Consider the following 18023-nt stretch of genomic DNA (forward strand, 5'->3'; position numbering starts at 1 on the left):
TTCGGCACCGAATACAGAATCAGGTAAAGAGGATGCAAGGATATTACCGCCAATATAAGGACTCGCACCTTCTGTGATCACCATACGCCCTGAAACATCCTGTGCCACCAAACCCGACCCCACAAGCTGAGTCGTGATGGTATTGACTAAGCCACTCATGGTCACATAATCGGTTAAGAGCGAGATGTAATACACCCCCCCCTGCCAGCTTATTGTGAAAGTTTCAGGCTCTAACGTGAAATCATAGGTACGGGGTGATCCACTGGCTTCAATCGAGGCGGCAACCCCTCCAACCCCAGGCACGGCTGGCTGACGTGGCGCGTAACTTTTCACAAACAAATCATAGTGATTGTCATTGAACACAAGTGTAATAGGTTGACCGACATACGGAGCCAGCTCACTCATATCACCATAAATCACACTGTGGCTATTTTCCGTTTTTACCGTAAACGTGTCAGGGGCTTCAATCGTGATAATAGACCCGACTTCCCATGAGGCAGGGATAGTTGAGTCATTCGGTGTTTCTTCGTCGCTGGATTCGGTGTTGATCATCGAAATCGAGGACCCCGAAACGACCACCGCTTCAGCATTCACACTGACACTTTTTGGCGCACTGGAACTCAAATCAAGCCCCGTGGTACCTGCTGTGGTGGTACCGACTTCCGTGGAGTTATACCAATTTTCGGTACGAACATCCCCCGTCACATCAACACCTGGCTGATAAATCGCATAACTGACATCGTCGCCAAAGGAGGAAATTGGGGTATTGCCGATTTTGATGTTAGACGCATTAATCGCAAAATTGCCACGCCCCACACACAGGAACATTTGCGTACGGTATATTTTCGGGTCCGCTTTATCGAACCGGCTAATGGGCTGAACAAGATAGTCGGGAAACACACGAAATCGCCCAAATACCTCACGGATGGGGTCGCCTAGTTTAGCGCTATTGGCTTTCGCGGGGTTTAACTCAAGTTGGTCGCCATTACCTGATGATGAATAGCCGCCCACATCAATATTGCGCATCATAAAGATAGAATATGCGGCTGTTGCTACGGCGATCCCCACCGCAATCCAGCCGATAGTTGCAGCTTCAAGACCAAATGGAACGGGATAAATTTTTACATCATCTTCAGCGCGAATAACCGTGAGTGGCCAATCATTCGGATGAATGTGGAAGCCGTTAACGTCAATACTGATCGGTTGAGTATCTTCATTATGATACCCGTTCACCTTCTCCGTTAACCACTGGTGCAAGCTCAGATTGCCGTGTTGGTGAGTTTCTAGCGGCTCACCTTGTAGGCGTGAAGGATAAATTCGAATGGTCACTGGTAATACTCCACATGCGAAAATCGTCGCTCAAATCGAGATAAAGGTAAAATGGTGACATTAGATTTCGGGTTGCACTCAACGGCATGCAGTAATCCGTTAATCTCCACAACAATGGCCACATGGGTGATCATGCTACTGGTATAACAGGCAGCGACTGCCCCTTGTACCGGATCGCAACGGTTGACGGTTTTCGCCAGCAACTTGGCCTCTTTGTCCAACCCGTTATTGTCTTTAGTTATCCCCTCAAAAACTGGCCATGCAGGTAAATTTAAATCTTGTCGGATTTCGTGAACAATGCCGTAACAGTCTAAATAAGGATAAGCTCGTCCGCCCTTCTGCCAAGTGACAGAACGGTATTTATCAATGTTAAACATAGAATGCCCTTAAGAGAGGTAACGAAGCCCTGCGTGCTCGGCGAGGTTATAACGATGACGAGGCCACGCGGTATCAAGAATATTCATGTAACCTGCGGTGATCTGTACATCAGCCCACGTCCATTGCCCTGATTTAACGGTTAGTGTGAAAGGCGGCTTACTCGGTGCGGTGAGATCAATATCAAGGTATTGACGATAAGTGACCTCTGCCAATGTGCCATTAGGATTTTCATTGTACTTGTCAATTGCTTCCCGTATTGCACCTGACACAATGCCGTCAATATTACTGATCGCAAACTTGAGGTCTTGGGTACCATCTTCATTGCGTGCCGGTAGCGCAATATCCATCCCGCACGCAATAAATGTCACTAGACGCCCATCCTCTAATTTTGCCTCAATGTCCTCCCATCCCTTAGTTAGCCAGTAATCCTCACCGTTCACCCTGATTTGCAAGGTTTCAATTTCCACCTCTGAACCACCCGAGGCATACAGTCGATTTAATATTGTCATGCTTCTGGCCACTCTCTGTTTAATGCAATATCGAGAATATCGGCGTTAACAACGATATCAGGGAATAAACCGTAATCTTTAGGTAACAACGGCTTTTCCCACAACTCTAACGTTGCAGAAAACCGCCAGTAATTTGGCATTTCTAAATGGGGGCCATCATAAATATCCGTAAACCGACACTTAACCCACTCATGACACCCAAGCGGACTTTTTAGCTGCATCATAAACCACGCTGCACCATCCGTTAGCGCATCGCGGTACCACGCTTCAAACAATTGCGCCTGTTGCGGTTTAGGAAACAGCCACTGTACCGTGGTGTTTGTCGGGGTTGAGGTATAAATTCGCCGCTGCCTTGCGCGGCCTGAGCTTAATTGCGTTCGGCGAAGTGGCGATATGGGCTTAAACCCGTACCCTTCCGCTAACGGTAATGGCAAAAAATCATGAGGGTAATAAATTTCACTCATTTAATGGAACTCCGATTCGGGTACATATAGTGAAGCGTTTTCCCAAAATTGGTTTGTGGCTTGATGATTTCGCTAGTTAATTCATCCTTGATTTGCTTAGCTAGCCGCTTATTGCTTGCTTCAATGGCTTGCAATGTGGCGTCATCGGGCTTGCCTGAAAACGAGTTATGAATATTGATTTCAGGGTTAATGCTACCTTGCATCGCTTGTTGCTCATTACGTTCATTGCGCACACGCTCCAAGGTTGCATCGAGTTTTGCCGAGGTTTGAGAAGTGACAACACGCTCACCCTTTTGTAATAACCATGTTCCCGTTTCAGGTACTTTATCCAAACCATCATGCGCCATACCTGATAATGACAACGCACCGATCCCCGCAGCCATTGGCTCGGCAAAGGCTGATGCACTCGCTGCCGCAATCGGCGCCATTGCAGGACCGACTAACGGGATGGCGGCTGTTGATGCGTAGGCATTTAATGCAGCTAACTTCGCCATGGCTTGAGCATTGGTGAATAAAGAGGTACCTGCAGAGGCTTGAGTCGTTTTCCCAACAGCTAACTGAACACCTTGATAAACCAACCATTTAGCCGTCATATCAGTCAGCATACTTAGCGAGGATTGACCTATATCGCTAATGACTGAACTCACTGCGCCACCTAGATTCTTGGTGCCATTTGCAAGGCCTTTTAACGTTTCACTAATGGATGATGTTGTCGAGTCGGCTATGCTAGTGATTGAATCATATGCCATTTGACTATGATTTTTCGCCTGATCCATCCAATCGACTAACGCCGAACTGGTGCCCGCCAGCCAGTCCCTTTCTGCATCTTCCGCTTCACGATATTTTTTCTCTAATGCATCAAGTGCTTGCTGCCTTGCAATAATGGCATCCTTACCTTGGTCGGTTTTACTAAACACACGCTCTACCTGTTGGCGCTCTTCAAACTTATTCTTTTCTCGACTCCCCATTCCCCGAGAGCCTTTTGCTAGCTCAGTATCATCTTGAAATTTACGAGTAGCATCATTTAGGTCTTTAAGCGCATCCGCCATTTCACGCTGTTTTCGCACCGCTTCATCGGCTTTTTCAGTCCACTTCGCCAGTTCAACCGCTGAGGATTGGATAGATTTACGTTGTTCGGTTGTCCACTTGGAGCCAACTTCATTAGCAGCTGCATATAGCGCAGCTGCTTTTTCGCCTTTTTCCGCTCGTTCTTTTTGTACAGCGATAGCAACACTAAGGTCTGCTATTTTGTCACGATACCGTTCGGCGATCCGCTCAGACTCTTTCATCTCAGCACCGCCTGATTTAAGCGATTTACTCATTCGCTCGCGTTCATCAAAAGCTTTCAGCTTGTCGCTAATATACTGTTTTTTGTGCTCGTCATTAGAAAATGTACTTTCCGCCTCCCAAATGGCTCGCTGCTCAACCTGATCTCGCTGCTTCATACCAGCAAGAATACGCTCCTGTTCAGCACTCCATAGCATCTGCCTCTGCTGATCATTTAATTCTGGCCGGTTGCCCACTAACATCGGCGATTGTGTCAATAACTGACGACTAGACAGTAAGTTGTTACCGAGTGAAAGTAATCTATTAAACTCAGATTCTTGGGCTATTTCTCTCCCCATCACGGCTAGCTTTTGATTTTTTGCCGTGTTTAATTCATGGAATGCCTTGACCGTCTGAACCGTCAACCCATTAAGAACACTGATAGTTTTCCCGCGCTCTTGTTCTTTTTCTATCAATGTTTGCTCAGCGGCTGCAACATCAATTGTTAGCTTCTGGATCTGCTTATAGTAATCTGCTTTATTTTCACTAGCCATTGTGCTTCCATGGCTTGCTAGCACATCGTGCATTTTCTGGATATTGTTTTTTGTCTGTATGATCTGCCTGTTAAGTTCTTCTATCTCTTCTGTTTGAGCTTTTAGTGCATCTTTGGTTTTCCTGCCCTCATCTAATGACTCATTTAGAGACATTTTTTTCGTGCGGGCTGCAATATCATCTAACGTTTTTGCATACTCAAGGGAGGCGCGATGTGCTTCTTCTTGGTTCTGCTTGTACATATACCACGCGCCAGCCGATAGCATGAGAATGCCGGGCAAGCCACCCGCCAGCGCTACTATGCCTTTTAACCCACGCCCCGCTGCGCCAATAACCGATGTTGTGCGGTTTAAATTTCGTCTTGCATCTCGATTATTCGAGATATCATTTGCAAGTTTGGCTTTTTCGGCATTTAGGCGTTTTTCTGCTGCAGCTTCTGCATCTGTCGCCTTGGCTGCTGCAAGTGACGCTTTTGCTTTATCTAATTTTGCTTTAGCGCTCAAAATAGCTCTGTTTGAGCCTGTTGCCATAGCAATGTTGAGTTTATTCTGGGCGGTGGTGACTTTGGCTTCCGCTAAAGCCACTTTTTCTAATTGGGCACCTTGCACAACAGAACTTCTAGCATGAGCCAAAGCTGCGGCCGCTGACGCAACCTTCGCCTTCTGTTCCATCACTGTTGTTTTTGTAGTGTTGACCTGAGCGGCTGCAAGAGTCACCTCTGCTTTAGCGGAGTTAATCAGTGCGCCTGTTGCTGCAAAGGCGCTTGTTGTTAATCCAGATAAATACCGAGTAACACCAACACCAATCAATAAAAGTCCAGCATCCGCCACTTTATCAAAGTTATCACTGACCGTAGCTAACGCAGCAGACATAGAACGAGTGACACCGATCCCGCTATTGGCTTCACCAAAATATTTTTTAGCTGAGTTCGCCACTCGCGTGAACCCATCGGTGACCGTGTTATCCATTGAGTTAGCCAGCTCATTATTCGCATTTTTAGCATTAATAATGGAGTCTGCTAATAGCTTAAATGAGATGGCACCATCCGCCCCCAGTTTTTTTACTGCGGTTTCCGTAACTTTTATTCCGCCATTGGTTCTTTGAAGCTCAGCAGCAATATCCCCTAAAATGGTCGGAGTGGCGTTCATAATGGCGTTCCAGTTATCCCCAGCCACCTTTCCAGCAATCATAGCTTTACCAAATGCGGATATTGCGGATTGTGTTGCATTGACACTGGTCGCATTTGCGGTGAACGAGGATGACATGGATTCGACAAGGTCAATGGTTTGTGCGGTGCTAAAACCTAACTCCTGCATTGACTTTGCTGCAGTGACATACATTAACTGTGTGTCTTCAATGTTCTTACCGTTTCGATTGCTAATCTCTAAAAAACGATTTTGCAAGTTTTCATATTGATTTGTACTACCTTCCACAGACTTTAGTGCCATCTTGATACGGGCTGCCATTTGCCCCCATTCATCTACCGTGGAAACTATGGCGGAGACAGAGAAAAAACCCGCCATAGCACCTGCCATCCCTTTTGCGGTCATGGTGACGGTGCTTAGTTGCTTATTAATGTCAGCAAGTGCATTCTGTTGCGCGCGAAGGCTCTGTTGATACCGACGCCCACTGGCTCCCATGTTTTTGTAATAATCGTTGCTGAGACGAGACATTCTCGCCAATTCGGATTGATAACTGCTGGAATTTGCAGATATCTTTATAATTAATTCACGTAACTTTGCCACTTTGCGGTCTCCATAAACAAAAAAAACCGCCGAAGCGGTCATGTTACCTGTTGCAAATCCGTTGCCACATATCAAGCCCCAGTTGGTCATAGGGATAAATGAGTCTTAACGATGCAATTTCCTTCGAATCACCGGAATCTGGCTTAAAAGTGTATTCAAATTTAAAATATTCATTACTACCTACAACTTGCTTAATCTCGTCACTCATATTTGAAAAATACATATAAGGTCGTTCATCTGGTTTTATGCTGGACTTTTGAGACAGTTTTATCTCACCACATAACGTTCCATTATCTGAGTTTTTAGGGGTATCAGGGATGAAAGTTAAGTCTTTGAATTCTAACTTATACGGAAACATATCCTTGCGGGATTCAATGTGCTTTGTAACTTTATCAATAATCTCTTGGTTTGGATCTCCACACCCAAAAAGTAAAAATGAAGATGCCAAGACAGCAGTAACAATCAGTTTTTTCATAATGACGCCCTGTAATAGATATAGGGCTACTATACAAAATCACTGACCTCACTGCTACTTAGATCATTGTGCTAGATTGCTTAAAAACGACTCAAAACTACTTACGTCATCATTTGAAGCCTCTACTTGCTCATCCGAACTCCAAATGGGCAGCATATCGGCAACAGTGGCTTTTACACCCTGTGAGTTGAGAACAACCGAAGAAATTAGAGCGGCATGAATATCACTGCGGTGATCTCCTATCGGACTGATTGCATCATACTCAAGCCACATCTGAAGCTCACTCATACTCATACTTGACGCTAGCTCATCAAGTGTTTTTCCAAGCCTGAGAGCTAACGTCATCATGAAGTTAATTAAGGGGTTTCTAACTTTTTTTTCGCAATTTCTGCCGTCATAGTTAGCTCAAAAGCCGCATTTAATATGCGAGAGTGGACAGGACCATAAGTTTTAAATACCTCGTCACTATCACTGAGTTTAAATACTGGCTCTTTATCTTTATCAAGAAGTACATCAATGAGCAAAATAACATCGGCCTTGAGGTTGAGCTCCGTTTGCTCAATCGCTGAAAGCTCTTTTTCTCCAGCGCTATCTAGCAATGCTTGATGATCCATGCGAGCCTTGATAGAGGGCTCACGAATAATAACCTCTGCATCATCCCATTCGGGAATAACGATTTCTTTTGTGCGAAATGAACGCTCTGCACTGAGGGCTAAATCACGCAAATTAAACTTTTTAACTTTGTCCATTATTTACCACCCCCTGTTGTTTGGGATTGTGTTGCTGGAGCCACTGCCTTCCCTTTCACCAATGGCGTTGGCTTGCCTTTAAGACGAAGGGTAAATGAGGCACTGACAACACCATTTGTTGCCGCTGACCAGCTGTTTTGGCGAACCTCTGCAAGAAATGCAAATCCATTACCTGACGGAAATACCACTTTAAAAGCATGAATAGTATCGTCATCATAAGCTTGACGTAATACATCCTGCCCCTCATCAACCGCAAAGTTACCCCCAATAGTCACTTCTGCGGGTGCTGCAAGGCCGTTTATATTTTCTTGCTCCGTTGAACAGAACGTAGTGACATCAATGTCCGCCTTCTGTCCACCTGTAAAACTAACTTCTTTTGTTGTGCAATCAATCGGCAACGAATCTGTTTCGACTGCAGTAATATCTGTTGCCGCCAATTTAGAAACACTGATTTTGGTACCTTGCGTTTTTTCATGTTTACTCGTCATATCAGTTTCCTATAGACATAAAAAAAGCTGCCGAAGCAGCTTGTGAGGGTAATTTGAGGTTATTGCCAGACTTGGCACTCTAGGGTGGCACGAAACAGCTTAGTGTCTGATTCATAAGATTGTCGTTCCGTTATTGATGTAGGACCCAATACTTTGATAGCTTGCCGTATACCATCACGAATGATCCGCGCTTCATTCAGTACGTTTGCGTAAATATCAATTTGAATGTTGGTCATGGTTTCCGCTTGACCACTAAGAACATCGTTTGGGATATCATAGGTAGATAAAACACACCAAGGCGCTGAAACCTTAACCGTGGCAGGCACCACATAAGAAAAGACTTTATCTGGCAATACGGACTTTAACAAAGGAACGATATCATCTTCTATCATCGTCGCAGCACCTCATCAATGGCCTGATTTAACTTACTGATCGCAAACTCTGCCGCTTCATCAGCCTTGCTATCAAATGCAGGACGAATAAATGGATGTGGGGGCATTTTTGATGTCCCCTCTTCAAGGAAGCGCCAATAGTAAGAATTGCGCGGATCATCCGCTTTCATCTTATTATCACTGTTTGTGCCTTCTTTATTGCTGCCACGAACATAGACCCCAGCCGAAACCTCACCACGTTGGCGGCTACGCTGATTACCCGCAACAATGTTTTTTGCCAGCTTACCCGTGCGTTTTGGGGCTTTTGCTCTCGCTTCATCACGCAACACACCGGCAGCAGCATAAGCCGCTTGTCGCAACACCTTGTTGCTTTCCGCTTGGCTGAGTAATTCCAGATCTTTGGAAATATCAAGTAGACCACCAAAATCTATACTCATGTCAACCATCAGAAACTCCTTGCTTGCACAACAACTCAAGACGTGTGAATTTAACATCAGGGATCACCGATTGGATGTCGTAATTTAAGCCGCGGTAAACCATGCGGCATGCAGGAGTAATATCCGGTCGATAGCGCAACCAAACACGCACCGTCACTTCGGCCATCTCTGCATCCGCGGCCAGTAACTCGCGACCGCTAATCATTCTCACTTCCGCCCGAACCGAGGCAATATCTTGCCAGTTATCCACATAAGTGCCTGACGGTAATTCAACAGGATTGTTTTTCTGAAAGGTGACTTTGTGTCGTAATCGCCCTGCTTGCATCCCGCCTCCTTATAAACCATAAATACGGTAAGGTTGAAGTAGCGCGCTAACCGCGAGAGGCTGGGATGAGAAAGACGACCCAATCACCGCATTTTCCCGATTGGCATACCATTGACCAATCAGTAATAGCATGGCGTTTTTGACATCATCACTTAGCAGTAATGGTTCGGGATCGTCCTGATAACCGGTAGATGATTCGCTTTCATACAATTTCCGCCGCGTGTAGTTTTCGACATACTTCACGGCAGCCGCTGTATAAACAGCCAGTAACTTATCATCATCAGTAAAATCAGCCTCGATATTGCAATGCGCTTTAACGAGTTCAAGAGAAAGCATTATTTCTCCTTTTTCGCCTTCGTTTGCTTTGTGCTCGACTGTCCAGTAGTGTGATTGACAACACTGTCAGAGGCATAGCCTTTTTGGATCAATTCACGCCCATGCTGCTCAGTTGTCTCAATTTCATCACCTTCAACGGCCACGCCACCGCCAAAGCAAATGGGGCGCAATAGCTTTAGTTTCATTTCGATGCTCCCAAAAGAAAGGCGACCGCAAAGGCCGCCTAAGTGGATTACTCACCCGACGCAGGCGCTGTAAAATCGCCGTAAACAAACGCCTCTGGACGCTTCACGGCTAATGCCAAACGCTCTTCACAACGGATAGAGATCATGTTTTTCTCAAAGTCATCCGCGTTTTCAGTTGAAATCACCACGTTGGTTTCTTCGCGGTCAAAAAGCTGAGCGCCCGCGTTGAAGGCACCGGTTAAGAACTTACCTTTAAATGCGGCAGTTTCCGTGACCACGACGGGCAAGCCCCATAACGTTGGCCCTGTTAATGCCGACGGATTCGCCAGAATGTAGCGACCCAGTGAATCTTTCAGCAGTTCAATCTTCGCCCAGTCGATGAAGTGCAGAACGTGCCCTGTTGCTGGGAAACGCGCTAACTGTGCTTGCAGCATAGCCAAACGCAAATCATCAATGCCGTTTTGTTTATCGACTTCAAACTCCGCCTTGAACTTAGACGCCTGCGGGATGATACCGTGCAAATGCGCGCCAGAGCCGTCACCGAACAAAATTTCTTGCTCTTCGACAAACTTCAAGCCGTAACGCATTTCAGCATCCACCAATGACTGCAACTGTGCAAAGTCATCCAAGATCTGCTTAGACGCCTTGAACATATGTGCAATCGTCGTGACCGGCGTAATTTTGGTTGCAAACTGAATGTCGCTGTACGGCTTGGTGGTATTTTCCGGCACCACGGTAGCCGCGTTAGTAAATCCCGTTTGTTGCACCCAGAAAATGGCCGGTGAGGTTGTCTTCCCAGAAGCAATTAAATCGCGAATGAATAAGCGTTGTTTCGGCGCAACATCAATTCCCGGTAAGCGTTGCGGCTCAACCACGCCTTCTGCAACATCAACCGAGGTCAATGCAGCCTGAACGGGAACCGAAATTCGCTTGTTGCCCTGAATGCTGGAATTAATATCTTTCAACACGTCGGCTGAAATGACTTGCTGACCGATACTTTTTGCAGCCTGAACCGCGTTACCTAGCGGCATTTGAGCGACATGTTGCTCTAACTCGCCTAAGGAAGCTTTCAGTGTTTTTTCAGACTCACGCAGCGCATTGAGCTCTGTCGCCATCTTGTCGACCGCGGCCTTAGTTTCCGCGCTAAGGCTGCCTACTTTTTGCGCTTCTTTTAGCGCTTCTTCGGCTTTAGCATTAAATTTACCGTTGGCTTCTTCAATTTTAGCCGACAGGTTTTTCAGTAATTCATTTGTATCAGACATAGTGTCTCCAATTAGTTAACAGTGGCAAAAGCATTGACTGCCTTTTCCAATTCAGAAAGCGTTTCGGGATTAATGTCAGTGGTAGCGCTTGGCATACCGTGAGGATCTGAAGTAGCGCTCGGCATACTTCGTGTTAACGCACTGATGAGCCTTCGCCGTTCAGAGCGTGGTGTTTTAGCTTTAGCCAGTAAGGCATCTAATTTACGGATAGCCGCTTGTGGGCTTTCATCGCCATCATCCATAGCATCGGCAGCGAGCAGGCTATCGGCAAAGCCTTTCTCAATCGCATCATTCGCACCAATATAGGTTTCGTTATCCATCATCTGGCTGATGGTCTCTTCTGGCAGACCGCTACGCGCAACGTAGATATCCGACATGGATTTATCGAAAGGAGCCAGATCATTCGCCAACTTCGCAAAGTCATGGCGATTGCCGACCCCCACAGCCCAGCAGTTATGGATCATCAAAAAAGCACCACGCCCCATTCTGATTTCATCGCCCGCCATGGCAATAACAGAAGCGGCTGAGGCTGCAATACCGAGAATGTTAACGGTGACTTTACCATTGTGTGCACGAAGCAGGTTATAGATGGCCAATCCTTCAAACATATCCCCACCCGGGCTATTGATGTTGACAACAACATCTTGGTTTCCGATAGCGCGGAGGGCGGCAGAAATCCGCTTAGCGGTAACGCCTTCCCCCCAAAAATCCTCACCAATCACATCCAACACCGAAATAGTGTTATCCGAACTGGCGGCACGAATACCGCTATTCCATTTATCCAGCGCCTTGGGTTTAAGCTCATAGCTAATCGATGTGCAGGGGCGATCCTCCAGTGCAACTGGCAGATGACTTTTTTTCATTTAAATTACTCCTCGATATGAGGTGAGTTGTGTTGAACCGTGGGAGCACCCTCAGGGAACAACCAATTTGTGATTTGCGCCTTGAGCTGTTCAGGATCATGACGCAATGTGTCTTTTCCCAATTGTTCAATGGGCGTCAGGTTGAGCTGAACAGTATAGATGTCTCCCCCTTCAATGGGGGGTAAGTTTTCGAGCCGTCTTACGTCATTTCGGCTCATCCACCCGTTTTGCAATGCCGTCGTGTAGTATGCAGCGCGACCCGCACTGTCCGCACGGAGCAATCCCTCAACTGAAAACTCAGCGTAATAATCATCATCACTATCAAGCAGGCAACGGTTGATTTCTTGCTCAATATTGACCAGTAACGGCCGCAAGGTGTTGGTCAGAAACTGCATGTTCATCCCTTCCACACTGGATGCCCAGCTGCTCTGTTTATCGGCATGCCCCACCATGAAAGGCGGCACCCGGAACCAGCGACAAATTTCCTCAATACTGAACCCTCGACTTTGTAACAATTGAGCCGTTTCGGGATTCATTGTAACATTCTGAAATGATAGGTCGGCTTCTAGAATCATGACCTTTCCTGCATTCTTGGAACCGGAAAATGCCGTCAAATGCTTCCGCAATCGCTCACGCTGGTCAGACTTCAATGCAGTTTTGGAGGTTAATAATCCACTTGTTTGCAATCCATTTTCAAAGACTTTGCCTGCGGCCTCATCCGTAGATAATGCGGTTCCGATCACATCTTTACCAATTTGAATAGGTATCATGCCGCAAACACCATCCATACCGAACCCTCTGATATGCATCATATTTTTTGAATCAATAACTCGCTTTACGCCTTTCGATGCGGTGTAGGTATACTCTAATTTTCCATTCTCCAACCGCTTTACGGTCATGTTTTGGGGTAATAGCGGGTTTAATGACACCAGTTTTGAACCAATGTAGAGCTTTTCTACAAAAGCGTTACCGCGCAAGCATAAACTGGCCACAACCATTAACATAAATCGTGACGGTGTCATTTCTGTATTTGGCTTGCGACAAAGCACCCGATATGCTGGATGATCTTTAGCAAGCACACGAGAGCCGTCGTCTTTGGTTTGGTATATTTTTAGCGGCAATGTTGAAATTGACTCACTCAGCAACCGGACGCAAGACCAGACGGCAGAAAGCTGTAATGCATTATCCGCGGTGACAATTTTCCCACTGCTACTTTTTCCAGACCATTCAGCCCAAAAGGTGCCGTCGGTGAGGCTGATTGGAACACCCATCCAATTCAGTATTGCCGATTTGATCCGCCCCGGCTTTTTCATTTTACTCATTTAGATCCCCACTATAATTGGATCATCAAAGAAACCTTCAATATCCCCATCATCTTCGTATTCCTCTTCTGATGCGCCGATTGCCATTGCTGAAGCAACAACACCATCAATACGCCCCGTACTCCGCCTTTTCGCAAAGATACGATTTTCCTTTTGGTCAGCCTCTGTCACTGCTGAGGCAGCATTCCATCGCAAACAGGGGTTTGCATGGATAATGATAGATTGATCATCAATGAGGCCTTCAAACAACTCAATAGAATGCGGCATCCATAAGCCAGAATCTTTCGCCTTGTAATAGCCTTGCCCGTGAGGAACTAAAGGCACAATGACACCTGCCTCATCTAGCTTAGGCTCCAAATATTTGATGCGATATTGGTCAAACGCAATGGCCAGTACGTTCACGATGGTTGTTATTTCGGCAATGCGTTCAGCAATAAATTCATACTTCACGGCATTGCCGGGTGGTGTGTGAATAAACCCTTTCCTAGCCCATGCATCATAAGGAACACGGTCAGTTTTGGCTCTATCTAATAAGGTGTCTTTCGGTGTCCAGAACTCAACATAGAGATGCTTAATGCGTGGAAAGTAAAGCGCTAACGAAGTTAAATCTCGCGTGCCTGACAAATCCAGCCCGCCGTAACATTCCTCCCCTTCTAAATCCTCTAAGCTGAATTCTTGCTCACAGCTCATCCATGTATCACCGTTAATCCACGGATTTTCAGCATCAACCCATTGGCAAAAGTTAAGCCGACGAACAATGCTTTCTTTTGCTGGCATACCTTGGGCTTGTGTCACTTGCTCCCGTAGGTAACGATCAGTGAATGTATAGCCTAGAGATGGGTTGGCTTTTCCCCAGCACGATTCATCTTTAAAAGGGTCGTCCCCTTCATCAAGTGAACAGATATAAGAAAAGAAACTGTCATCTTCAATCGAGCCTTCAGCCACTTTTCGACCATACTCATGATAGTCATAACACACGCTGGTTTTATCATGGCCACTGTTAGTGATCATAAATATCAATGCCTGCCGTCGACCTTTAGTACCAGCGCGCATCATTTCTACTGCAGTGTTATTTTTGTGCTCATGAATTTCATCAATTAAAGCACAGTGAGGACGTGGGCCGGATTGACCGTCATCCGAACTGATAGGCCGAAAAAATGACCCTGCCTTTAAAAATGCTAAGTTCCATTCTTTACCTGCACCCCCTGATTTTGTGATCCGCTGACTCAGTGCGGGTGATTGGTCAACCATCGCAACAGCATCGCGAAACAAAATCATCGCCTGATCTTTCTTTGTCGCAGCGGCATAGACTTCGGCACGAGGCTCACTGTCAGCCATTAAACAATAAAGACCGACCCCTGCCGCTAAAGGCGACTTTCCTGATCCCTTACCCGACTCAACATAAACCATCCGAAAGCGGCGAGTACCATCTTCCATTTTCCAGCCAAAAATAGAACCAACCACAAAACATTGCCACGGAAGCAAAATGAAAGGGTTACCTTCATGTTCACCACCGTTTAGTTTTAGCACCTTTGCAAAGAAATCTATGACTCGTTGAACGGCTTCAACATCCCACACTAAACCGCGTTGTTTTGCTTCTTTCAGGTCTTTAAGGTGTCTTGCGCAGGCACTGCGAATATCAGGGCCAGCCAATATTTTTCCGTCATTAACGTCTTGCGCATATTGCGTTGCGGGGTCAACCGAAGAACGCGTTGAGCGGGTCTTCCTCTTCTTCTCCACCATCGATTTTCACCTTTGAGCGAGCAGCCGGGGTTAGACCGAACTCGACTAAATAACTTTTAAAGCGACGATCCGCATCAGCCAACATCGCTACCGCTGGATGCGCTTTGATCAGAAAATCTCCCAATTGGGTTTTCGTTGTATAAGTGCGACCTTCGATTGCTATCGTGTCGCGCAGCTGAAGAATATCAGCGTAAATGTCACAAAGCCTTTCCAAAGCCAAGGAATCAGCGATGGTCAAAACCCCCATACCATCGAGCAACAGGGTTAATTTTGCCCACGCCATTTTCCCCCAATCCGTTAAATGCTCAGGTGGGCTTGGGATTTCACGCTTAGGTTTGGGTTCTTTACTATTGAGTTTTCGTTTTCCCGGATTGCCGGTTACCACTTTCAAGTGGGTCGGTTTCGGGCGTCTTCCTGCCATCGGAACCTCCCAGAAAAAAACTTTTCATTTCGCGGTTGTGCACACGAATGAGTACGGTCGGTAATTCAGGGCAAAGGTTTTGAACTTTTTACCCACCCCTCCCGCTATGATTTCATCGCAAAACTATTTCAAATGAATATCAGGTGCATCTACTGTTAAATCATTATGCGAATTAAATACAACTGTCACTTGTGGTGGATGACGTCCATTTGAGTGCTCTATACGAAGTAAGGTTTGATTGCTCAGCAGAACTCCATCCACTGATAATCCAAATCCTACAAACGCATCGCCTCGATAAAGCTTTGATAGCTTCACTTGCTTTGTTTCGATCATGCTATTTATTCCAATGCGAATTAGGGTCAAGCGGCATGCCATCCTCACTACAGCCGACAACAATACCGCCCTTCTCCATCCGTTGCTTAGTGGAGTTATGATGTGGTGCACATAGACTTTGGTAGTTGTTGGTATCCCAGAATAACTTTTGAGCTTTGGCTATCTGTTCAGGGTTACCTGAATCAAGCGCATCCTTCAATCTGTGGGGGATGATATGGTCGACGACGGTTGCGGCAGTAACGCGCCCTTGCTCTTGGCACATCACACATAAGGGATGCTTGGCTAAATAGCTAAGCCTGACCTTCGCCCATCGACCGCCATAAACATTTGGCTTCTTCATAGCGCACGCGACAAAGTACCACTGCGACACAGATCTGCCGCAATAGCCGCCTTGATAGATTCTGTCATCGACTTTTCTTGCTGCTCCATAGCTTGTCTTAAGCTGATGATAGAGTCCGTATTGGCGCTATCTTTCAGTCGCATTTCTTCAAGCTCTTTGCTTAGCTGAATAAGCTGACGTTTCACCCCTGAAATGTGTTGCGCTATCGATTGCTCACTGGCGGCTGATGAGCATTGAATATTGGTTATCTGTGATTGCAGCTCACAGAATTGCTGGTCAATCCGCTTCACGGTTTCTTCGTACTCGCTTTGGGATTTATTAATCAATTCTGCAGCTTCTTGAATACTAGCGACCACATTAGGCAAAGTAACGGAGCATTCAGGTTCAACCTTAATATCACCACGAAAAACATTTTCTTCTCGCTGCTTATCTTCTCGTGTAACTTTTACACCATTAATTTTTGCGCTTGTGACTGTTCCTTTTGTAATACACGCTTCATTAAGAAACACTTGCCCGTTTGTAATAAGGAATACATCAGCATCAAACCCAACGCTTGCTGGCTGCTTCAATCCTGCACTACCCATCAACTCTTTAATGCGCTTTAGTTGTGCTTCCAGCTTATCTAAGTCGGTTGTGTCTACCGATGCTTTTAAGTGAATCGTCTTTCTATCTGACATGATTGTCTCCATAAATGAAAAAGCCATCGGCGGTTAACTGATGGCCATTTGGAATATTATTCTAGGTTTATTTATATGGATCTTGTAAATTCCGAGACCGCCTGTGGTAAAAACATATATAAAACTCTATCAATGCCACTCAATGAATAGCATTTGCAGAATTAAATAAAATTAATACCGCTCTGCTGTCTCTGGTGATAGTTCGCCTTCTTTGAATAACAAATTAAATTTGTATGCTCTTTTCCGTATTTAGTTACAAACTATCAATTGATTAATAATTCTTTATAAAATATTATTCGCTAACTCCAAGTGAAAGTGACTCTTCCTTGAAGGATTCATTTAATTACAAAAACAGTTATAAGCTCATAATTGCCTTAGTTCTCGCTACTAAGGCATTTTTTTCTCTTGCGGCAATCTGAGGGTATATTCAATCCTTCCAAGTGATAGCTTTTACCGCCCACATTTGAGCATCCATAATGCGACGCATGGCTTCATTGTGGATCATCAATGCCTCTTCTGATGTCACGCCTTGCATACTGTCATGCACTAAATCGATAAGTTCAGCTGATTTCTGCTTGGCTTCATCTACTGCTGACAAGGATGATGGGTTAAAGCTAATACCTACTAATTTTTAACCTAATGACTTGTTCATTCTTGTTACTCCTCTCTAATGTAATGTTGAGTTATTTCTAGCTGCCTCAATCTCTCGAATGGCTTTCTTATCTAAATTGCACTTTGCGATTGAATTCATCGCATCAACTAGCAATCGCGGCATATCGCCCCAGTCCACTTTTTCAGGAATATCAGGCTGAGGACAATCAGCGGTTAACTGAGCGGGTATCGGTACTGGCTGAACGGGAACCAATACCTCTTTTGTACTTGTGCAACTCACTAACAACATCGTCAGGCACAGCAGTATTAGCGCACTCATTGTCTTTGAGCACTGTTTTGATAACAGTCTTAACTTTGACATGCTCTGAGTCCTCTAATTGCTTGGCCTTGATGTTGTCAATTGATATTTGATAGTGAAGAGTGATAGCAGATTGGGTTACTTTGTTGAGCAGTTGGCTTGTTGATAATTGCTCAATGAGCTTTCCATTCTCTTTACTCACTTTGACCATCTGATATGTCAGTATTAAGCCAAATATGAATAGCAACAGCCAACAAACAAACGGTGCTAAAGCTATAAGCTTTTTCACAGCAATCCCCACGCCTTTTCGAACGTAGTATCATCATATGGCTGTGAGCCATTTTCATGACGAATGATTGCCTTGGCCAGTTTAATTGTGGTTGCCTTATCATCAAGACTGATAACATCAGCAGTCGATACACCCAACTCTTTAGCTACACCGTTAATATATGCGCTAGTGTTGTTTTCATTTGTCGGGGCCCATCGGTTAATCAAGCCTGATACGGTTTTTAACCCGTATTT

Annotated in this window: 23 protein-coding genes and 2 pseudogenes; all 25 read right to left on the reverse strand. The window is 45.5% G+C overall.

Annotated features, from left to right (window positions below; translation table 11 throughout):
- A pseudogene (locus PR675_RS19775) lies at positions 1-1329 on the reverse strand (host specificity factor TipJ family phage tail protein); the annotation flags it as partial.
- Positions 1326-1706, reverse strand: coding sequence for a nitrite transporter (locus PR675_RS19780; RefSeq protein WP_272582907.1), 381 nt, complete (start codon positions 1704-1706; stop codon positions 1326-1328). The pseudogene PR675_RS19775 and the gene PR675_RS19780, both read right to left, overlap by 4 nt.
- Positions 1707-1715: 9 nt before the next feature.
- Positions 1716-2216 carry a DUF1833 family protein gene (locus PR675_RS19785; RefSeq protein WP_272582908.1) on the reverse strand — a complete coding sequence of 167 codons (501 nt, stop codon included), beginning with the start codon at positions 2214-2216 and terminating at the stop codon, positions 1716-1718.
- A complete protein-coding gene (locus PR675_RS19790; RefSeq protein WP_272582909.1) occupies positions 2213-2680 on the reverse strand; it encodes a hypothetical protein in 468 nt (155 codons plus the stop codon). The genes PR675_RS19785 and PR675_RS19790 overlap by 4 nt, the downstream gene beginning before the upstream one ends.
- Complete coding sequence (locus tag PR675_RS19795; protein ID WP_272582910.1) at positions 2677-6243, reverse strand: tape measure protein; 3567 nt, start codon at positions 6241-6243, stop codon at positions 2677-2679. The genes PR675_RS19790 and PR675_RS19795 overlap by 4 nt, the downstream gene beginning before the upstream one ends.
- Positions 6244-6286: 43 nt before the next feature.
- Positions 6287-6718, reverse strand: coding sequence for a hypothetical protein (locus PR675_RS19800; RefSeq protein ID WP_196993204.1), 432 nt, complete (start codon positions 6716-6718; stop codon positions 6287-6289).
- Positions 6719-6781: 63 nt separating this feature from the next.
- Positions 6782-7066 (reverse strand): phage tail assembly protein T, encoded by a 285-nt coding sequence (locus PR675_RS19805; protein ID WP_432693561.1) that lies wholly within the window; start codon positions 7064-7066, stop codon positions 6782-6784.
- 8 nt (positions 7067-7074) lie between these two features.
- A complete protein-coding gene (locus PR675_RS19810) occupies positions 7075-7467 on the reverse strand; it encodes a phage tail assembly chaperone (protein ID WP_272582911.1) in 393 nt (130 codons plus the stop codon).
- A complete protein-coding gene (locus PR675_RS19815) occupies positions 7467-7955 on the reverse strand; it encodes a phage tail protein (RefSeq protein ID WP_226694011.1) in 489 nt (162 codons plus the stop codon). The genes PR675_RS19810 and PR675_RS19815 overlap by 1 nt, the downstream gene beginning before the upstream one ends.
- A 59-nt stretch (positions 7956-8014) precedes the next feature.
- A complete protein-coding gene (locus tag PR675_RS19820) occupies positions 8015-8347 on the reverse strand; it encodes a hypothetical protein (RefSeq protein ID WP_272582912.1) in 333 nt (110 codons plus the stop codon).
- Positions 8344-8793 carry an HK97-gp10 family putative phage morphogenesis protein gene (locus tag PR675_RS19825; RefSeq protein WP_272582913.1) on the reverse strand — a complete coding sequence of 150 codons (450 nt, stop codon included), beginning with the start codon at positions 8791-8793 and terminating at the stop codon, positions 8344-8346. Before PR675_RS19825 ends, PR675_RS19820 begins: the two co-directional genes overlap by 4 nt.
- Positions 8786-9109, reverse strand: coding sequence for a phage head closure protein (locus PR675_RS19830; RefSeq protein WP_014656486.1), 324 nt, complete (start codon positions 9107-9109; stop codon positions 8786-8788). The genes PR675_RS19825 and PR675_RS19830 overlap by 8 nt, the downstream gene beginning before the upstream one ends.
- Before the next feature lie 9 nt (positions 9110-9118).
- Complete coding sequence (locus PR675_RS19835) at positions 9119-9445, reverse strand: head-tail connector protein (RefSeq protein ID WP_036940621.1); 327 nt, start codon at positions 9443-9445, stop codon at positions 9119-9121.
- Complete coding sequence (locus tag PR675_RS19840) at positions 9445-9630, reverse strand: DUF7210 family protein (protein ID WP_036940624.1); 186 nt, start codon at positions 9628-9630, stop codon at positions 9445-9447. The genes PR675_RS19835 and PR675_RS19840 overlap by 1 nt, the downstream gene beginning before the upstream one ends.
- Before the next feature lie 47 nt (positions 9631-9677).
- A complete protein-coding gene (locus tag PR675_RS19845; protein WP_014656489.1) occupies positions 9678-10892 on the reverse strand; it encodes a phage major capsid protein in 1215 nt (404 codons plus the stop codon).
- Positions 10893-10903: 11 nt separating this feature from the next.
- Positions 10904-11755, reverse strand: a complete 852-nt coding sequence (locus PR675_RS19850) for a head maturation protease, ClpP-related (RefSeq protein WP_036940627.1) — start codon at positions 11753-11755, stop codon at positions 10904-10906.
- Positions 11756-11760: 5 nt separating this feature from the next.
- Positions 11761-13077, reverse strand: coding sequence for a phage portal protein (locus tag PR675_RS19855; RefSeq protein WP_272582914.1), 1317 nt, complete (start codon positions 13075-13077; stop codon positions 11761-11763).
- A complete protein-coding gene (locus PR675_RS19860) occupies positions 13078-14820 on the reverse strand; it encodes a terminase large subunit (RefSeq protein WP_272577630.1) in 1743 nt (580 codons plus the stop codon).
- Positions 14774-15241 carry a phage terminase small subunit P27 family gene (locus tag PR675_RS19865; protein ID WP_070930003.1) on the reverse strand — a complete coding sequence of 156 codons (468 nt, stop codon included), beginning with the start codon at positions 15239-15241 and terminating at the stop codon, positions 14774-14776. Before PR675_RS19865 ends, PR675_RS19860 begins: the two co-directional genes overlap by 47 nt.
- Positions 15242-15364: 123 nt before the next feature.
- Positions 15365-15574, reverse strand: coding sequence for a hypothetical protein (locus tag PR675_RS19870; protein WP_272582915.1), 210 nt, complete (start codon positions 15572-15574; stop codon positions 15365-15367).
- 1 nt (position 15575) lies between these two features.
- The gene (locus PR675_RS19875) at positions 15576-15914 is read right to left on the reverse strand and encodes an HNH endonuclease (protein ID WP_272582916.1); all 339 of its coding nucleotides are present in this window, start codon (positions 15912-15914) and stop codon (positions 15576-15578) included.
- Positions 15911-16591 carry a phage tail tip fiber protein gene (locus PR675_RS19880; RefSeq protein ID WP_272582917.1) on the reverse strand — a complete coding sequence of 227 codons (681 nt, stop codon included), beginning with the start codon at positions 16589-16591 and terminating at the stop codon, positions 15911-15913. Before PR675_RS19880 ends, PR675_RS19875 begins: the two co-directional genes overlap by 4 nt.
- Before the next feature lie 427 nt (positions 16592-17018).
- On the reverse strand, positions 17019-17189 hold the full coding sequence (locus PR675_RS19885) for a hypothetical protein (protein ID WP_272582918.1): 171 nt from the start codon (positions 17187-17189) through the stop codon (positions 17019-17021).
- 69 nt (positions 17190-17258) lie between these two features.
- A complete protein-coding gene (lysC, locus tag PR675_RS19890) occupies positions 17259-17564 on the reverse strand; it encodes an Rz1-like lysis system protein LysC (protein WP_272582919.1) in 306 nt (101 codons plus the stop codon).
- A 222-nt stretch (positions 17565-17786) separates the two neighbouring features.
- Positions 17787-18023, reverse strand: a pseudogene (locus tag PR675_RS19895) (structural protein); the annotation flags it as partial.

This window comes from Providencia sp. PROV261, from assembly GCF_028477945.1.
Taxonomy (GTDB): Bacteria; Pseudomonadota; Gammaproteobacteria; order Enterobacterales; family Enterobacteriaceae; genus Providencia; species Providencia stuartii.

Coding starts and splice junctions, on each gene's coding strand:
- PR675_RS19780 (WP_272582907.1), bottom strand. CDS start 1,706: ATGTTTAACATTGATAAATACCGTTCTGTCACTTGGCAGAAGGGCGGA.
- PR675_RS19785 (WP_272582908.1), bottom strand. CDS start 2,216: ATGACAATATTAAATCGACTGTATGCCTCGGGTGGTTCAGAGGTGGAA.
- PR675_RS19790 (WP_272582909.1), bottom strand. CDS start 2,680: ATGAGTGAAATTTATTACCCTCATGATTTTTTGCCATTACCGTTAGCG.
- PR675_RS19800 (WP_196993204.1), bottom strand. CDS start 6,718: ATGAAAAAACTGATTGTTACTGCTGTCTTGGCATCTTCATTTTTACTT.
- PR675_RS19805 (WP_432693561.1), bottom strand. CDS start 7,066: ATGATGACGTTAGCTCTCAGGCTTGGAAAAACACTTGATGAGCTAGCG.
- PR675_RS19810 (WP_272582911.1), bottom strand. CDS start 7,467: ATGGACAAAGTTAAAAAGTTTAATTTGCGTGATTTAGCCCTCAGTGCA.
- PR675_RS19815 (WP_226694011.1), bottom strand. CDS start 7,955: ATGACGAGTAAACATGAAAAAACGCAAGGTACCAAAATCAGTGTTTCT.
- PR675_RS19820 (WP_272582912.1), bottom strand. CDS start 8,347: ATGATAGAAGATGATATCGTTCCTTTGTTAAAGTCCGTATTGCCAGAT.
- PR675_RS19825 (WP_272582913.1), bottom strand. CDS start 8,793: ATGGTTGACATGAGTATAGATTTTGGTGGTCTACTTGATATTTCCAAA.
- PR675_RS19830 (WP_014656486.1), bottom strand. CDS start 9,109: ATGCAAGCAGGGCGATTACGACACAAAGTCACCTTTCAGAAAAACAAT.
- PR675_RS19835 (WP_036940621.1), bottom strand. CDS start 9,445: ATGCTTTCTCTTGAACTCGTTAAAGCGCATTGCAATATCGAGGCTGAT.
- PR675_RS19840 (WP_036940624.1), bottom strand. CDS start 9,630: ATGAAACTAAAGCTATTGCGCCCCATTTGCTTTGGCGGTGGCGTGGCC.
- PR675_RS19845 (WP_014656489.1), bottom strand. CDS start 10,892: ATGTCTGATACAAATGAATTACTGAAAAACCTGTCGGCTAAAATTGAA.
- PR675_RS19850 (WP_036940627.1), bottom strand. CDS start 11,755: ATGAAAAAAAGTCATCTGCCAGTTGCACTGGAGGATCGCCCCTGCACA.
- PR675_RS19855 (WP_272582914.1), bottom strand. CDS start 13,077: ATGAGTAAAATGAAAAAGCCGGGGCGGATCAAATCGGCAATACTGAAT.
- PR675_RS19860 (WP_272577630.1), bottom strand. CDS start 14,820: ATGGTGGAGAAGAAGAGGAAGACCCGCTCAACGCGTTCTTCGGTTGAC.
- PR675_RS19865 (WP_070930003.1), bottom strand. CDS start 15,241: ATGGCAGGAAGACGCCCGAAACCGACCCACTTGAAAGTGGTAACCGGC.
- PR675_RS19870 (WP_272582915.1), bottom strand. CDS start 15,574: ATGATCGAAACAAAGCAAGTGAAGCTATCAAAGCTTTATCGAGGCGAT.
- PR675_RS19875 (WP_272582916.1), bottom strand. CDS start 15,914: ATGAAGAAGCCAAATGTTTATGGCGGTCGATGGGCGAAGGTCAGGCTT.
- PR675_RS19880 (WP_272582917.1), bottom strand. CDS start 16,591: ATGTCAGATAGAAAGACGATTCACTTAAAAGCATCGGTAGACACAACC.
- lysC (WP_272582919.1), bottom strand. CDS start 17,564: ATGTCAAAGTTAAGACTGTTATCAAAACAGTGCTCAAAGACAATGAGT.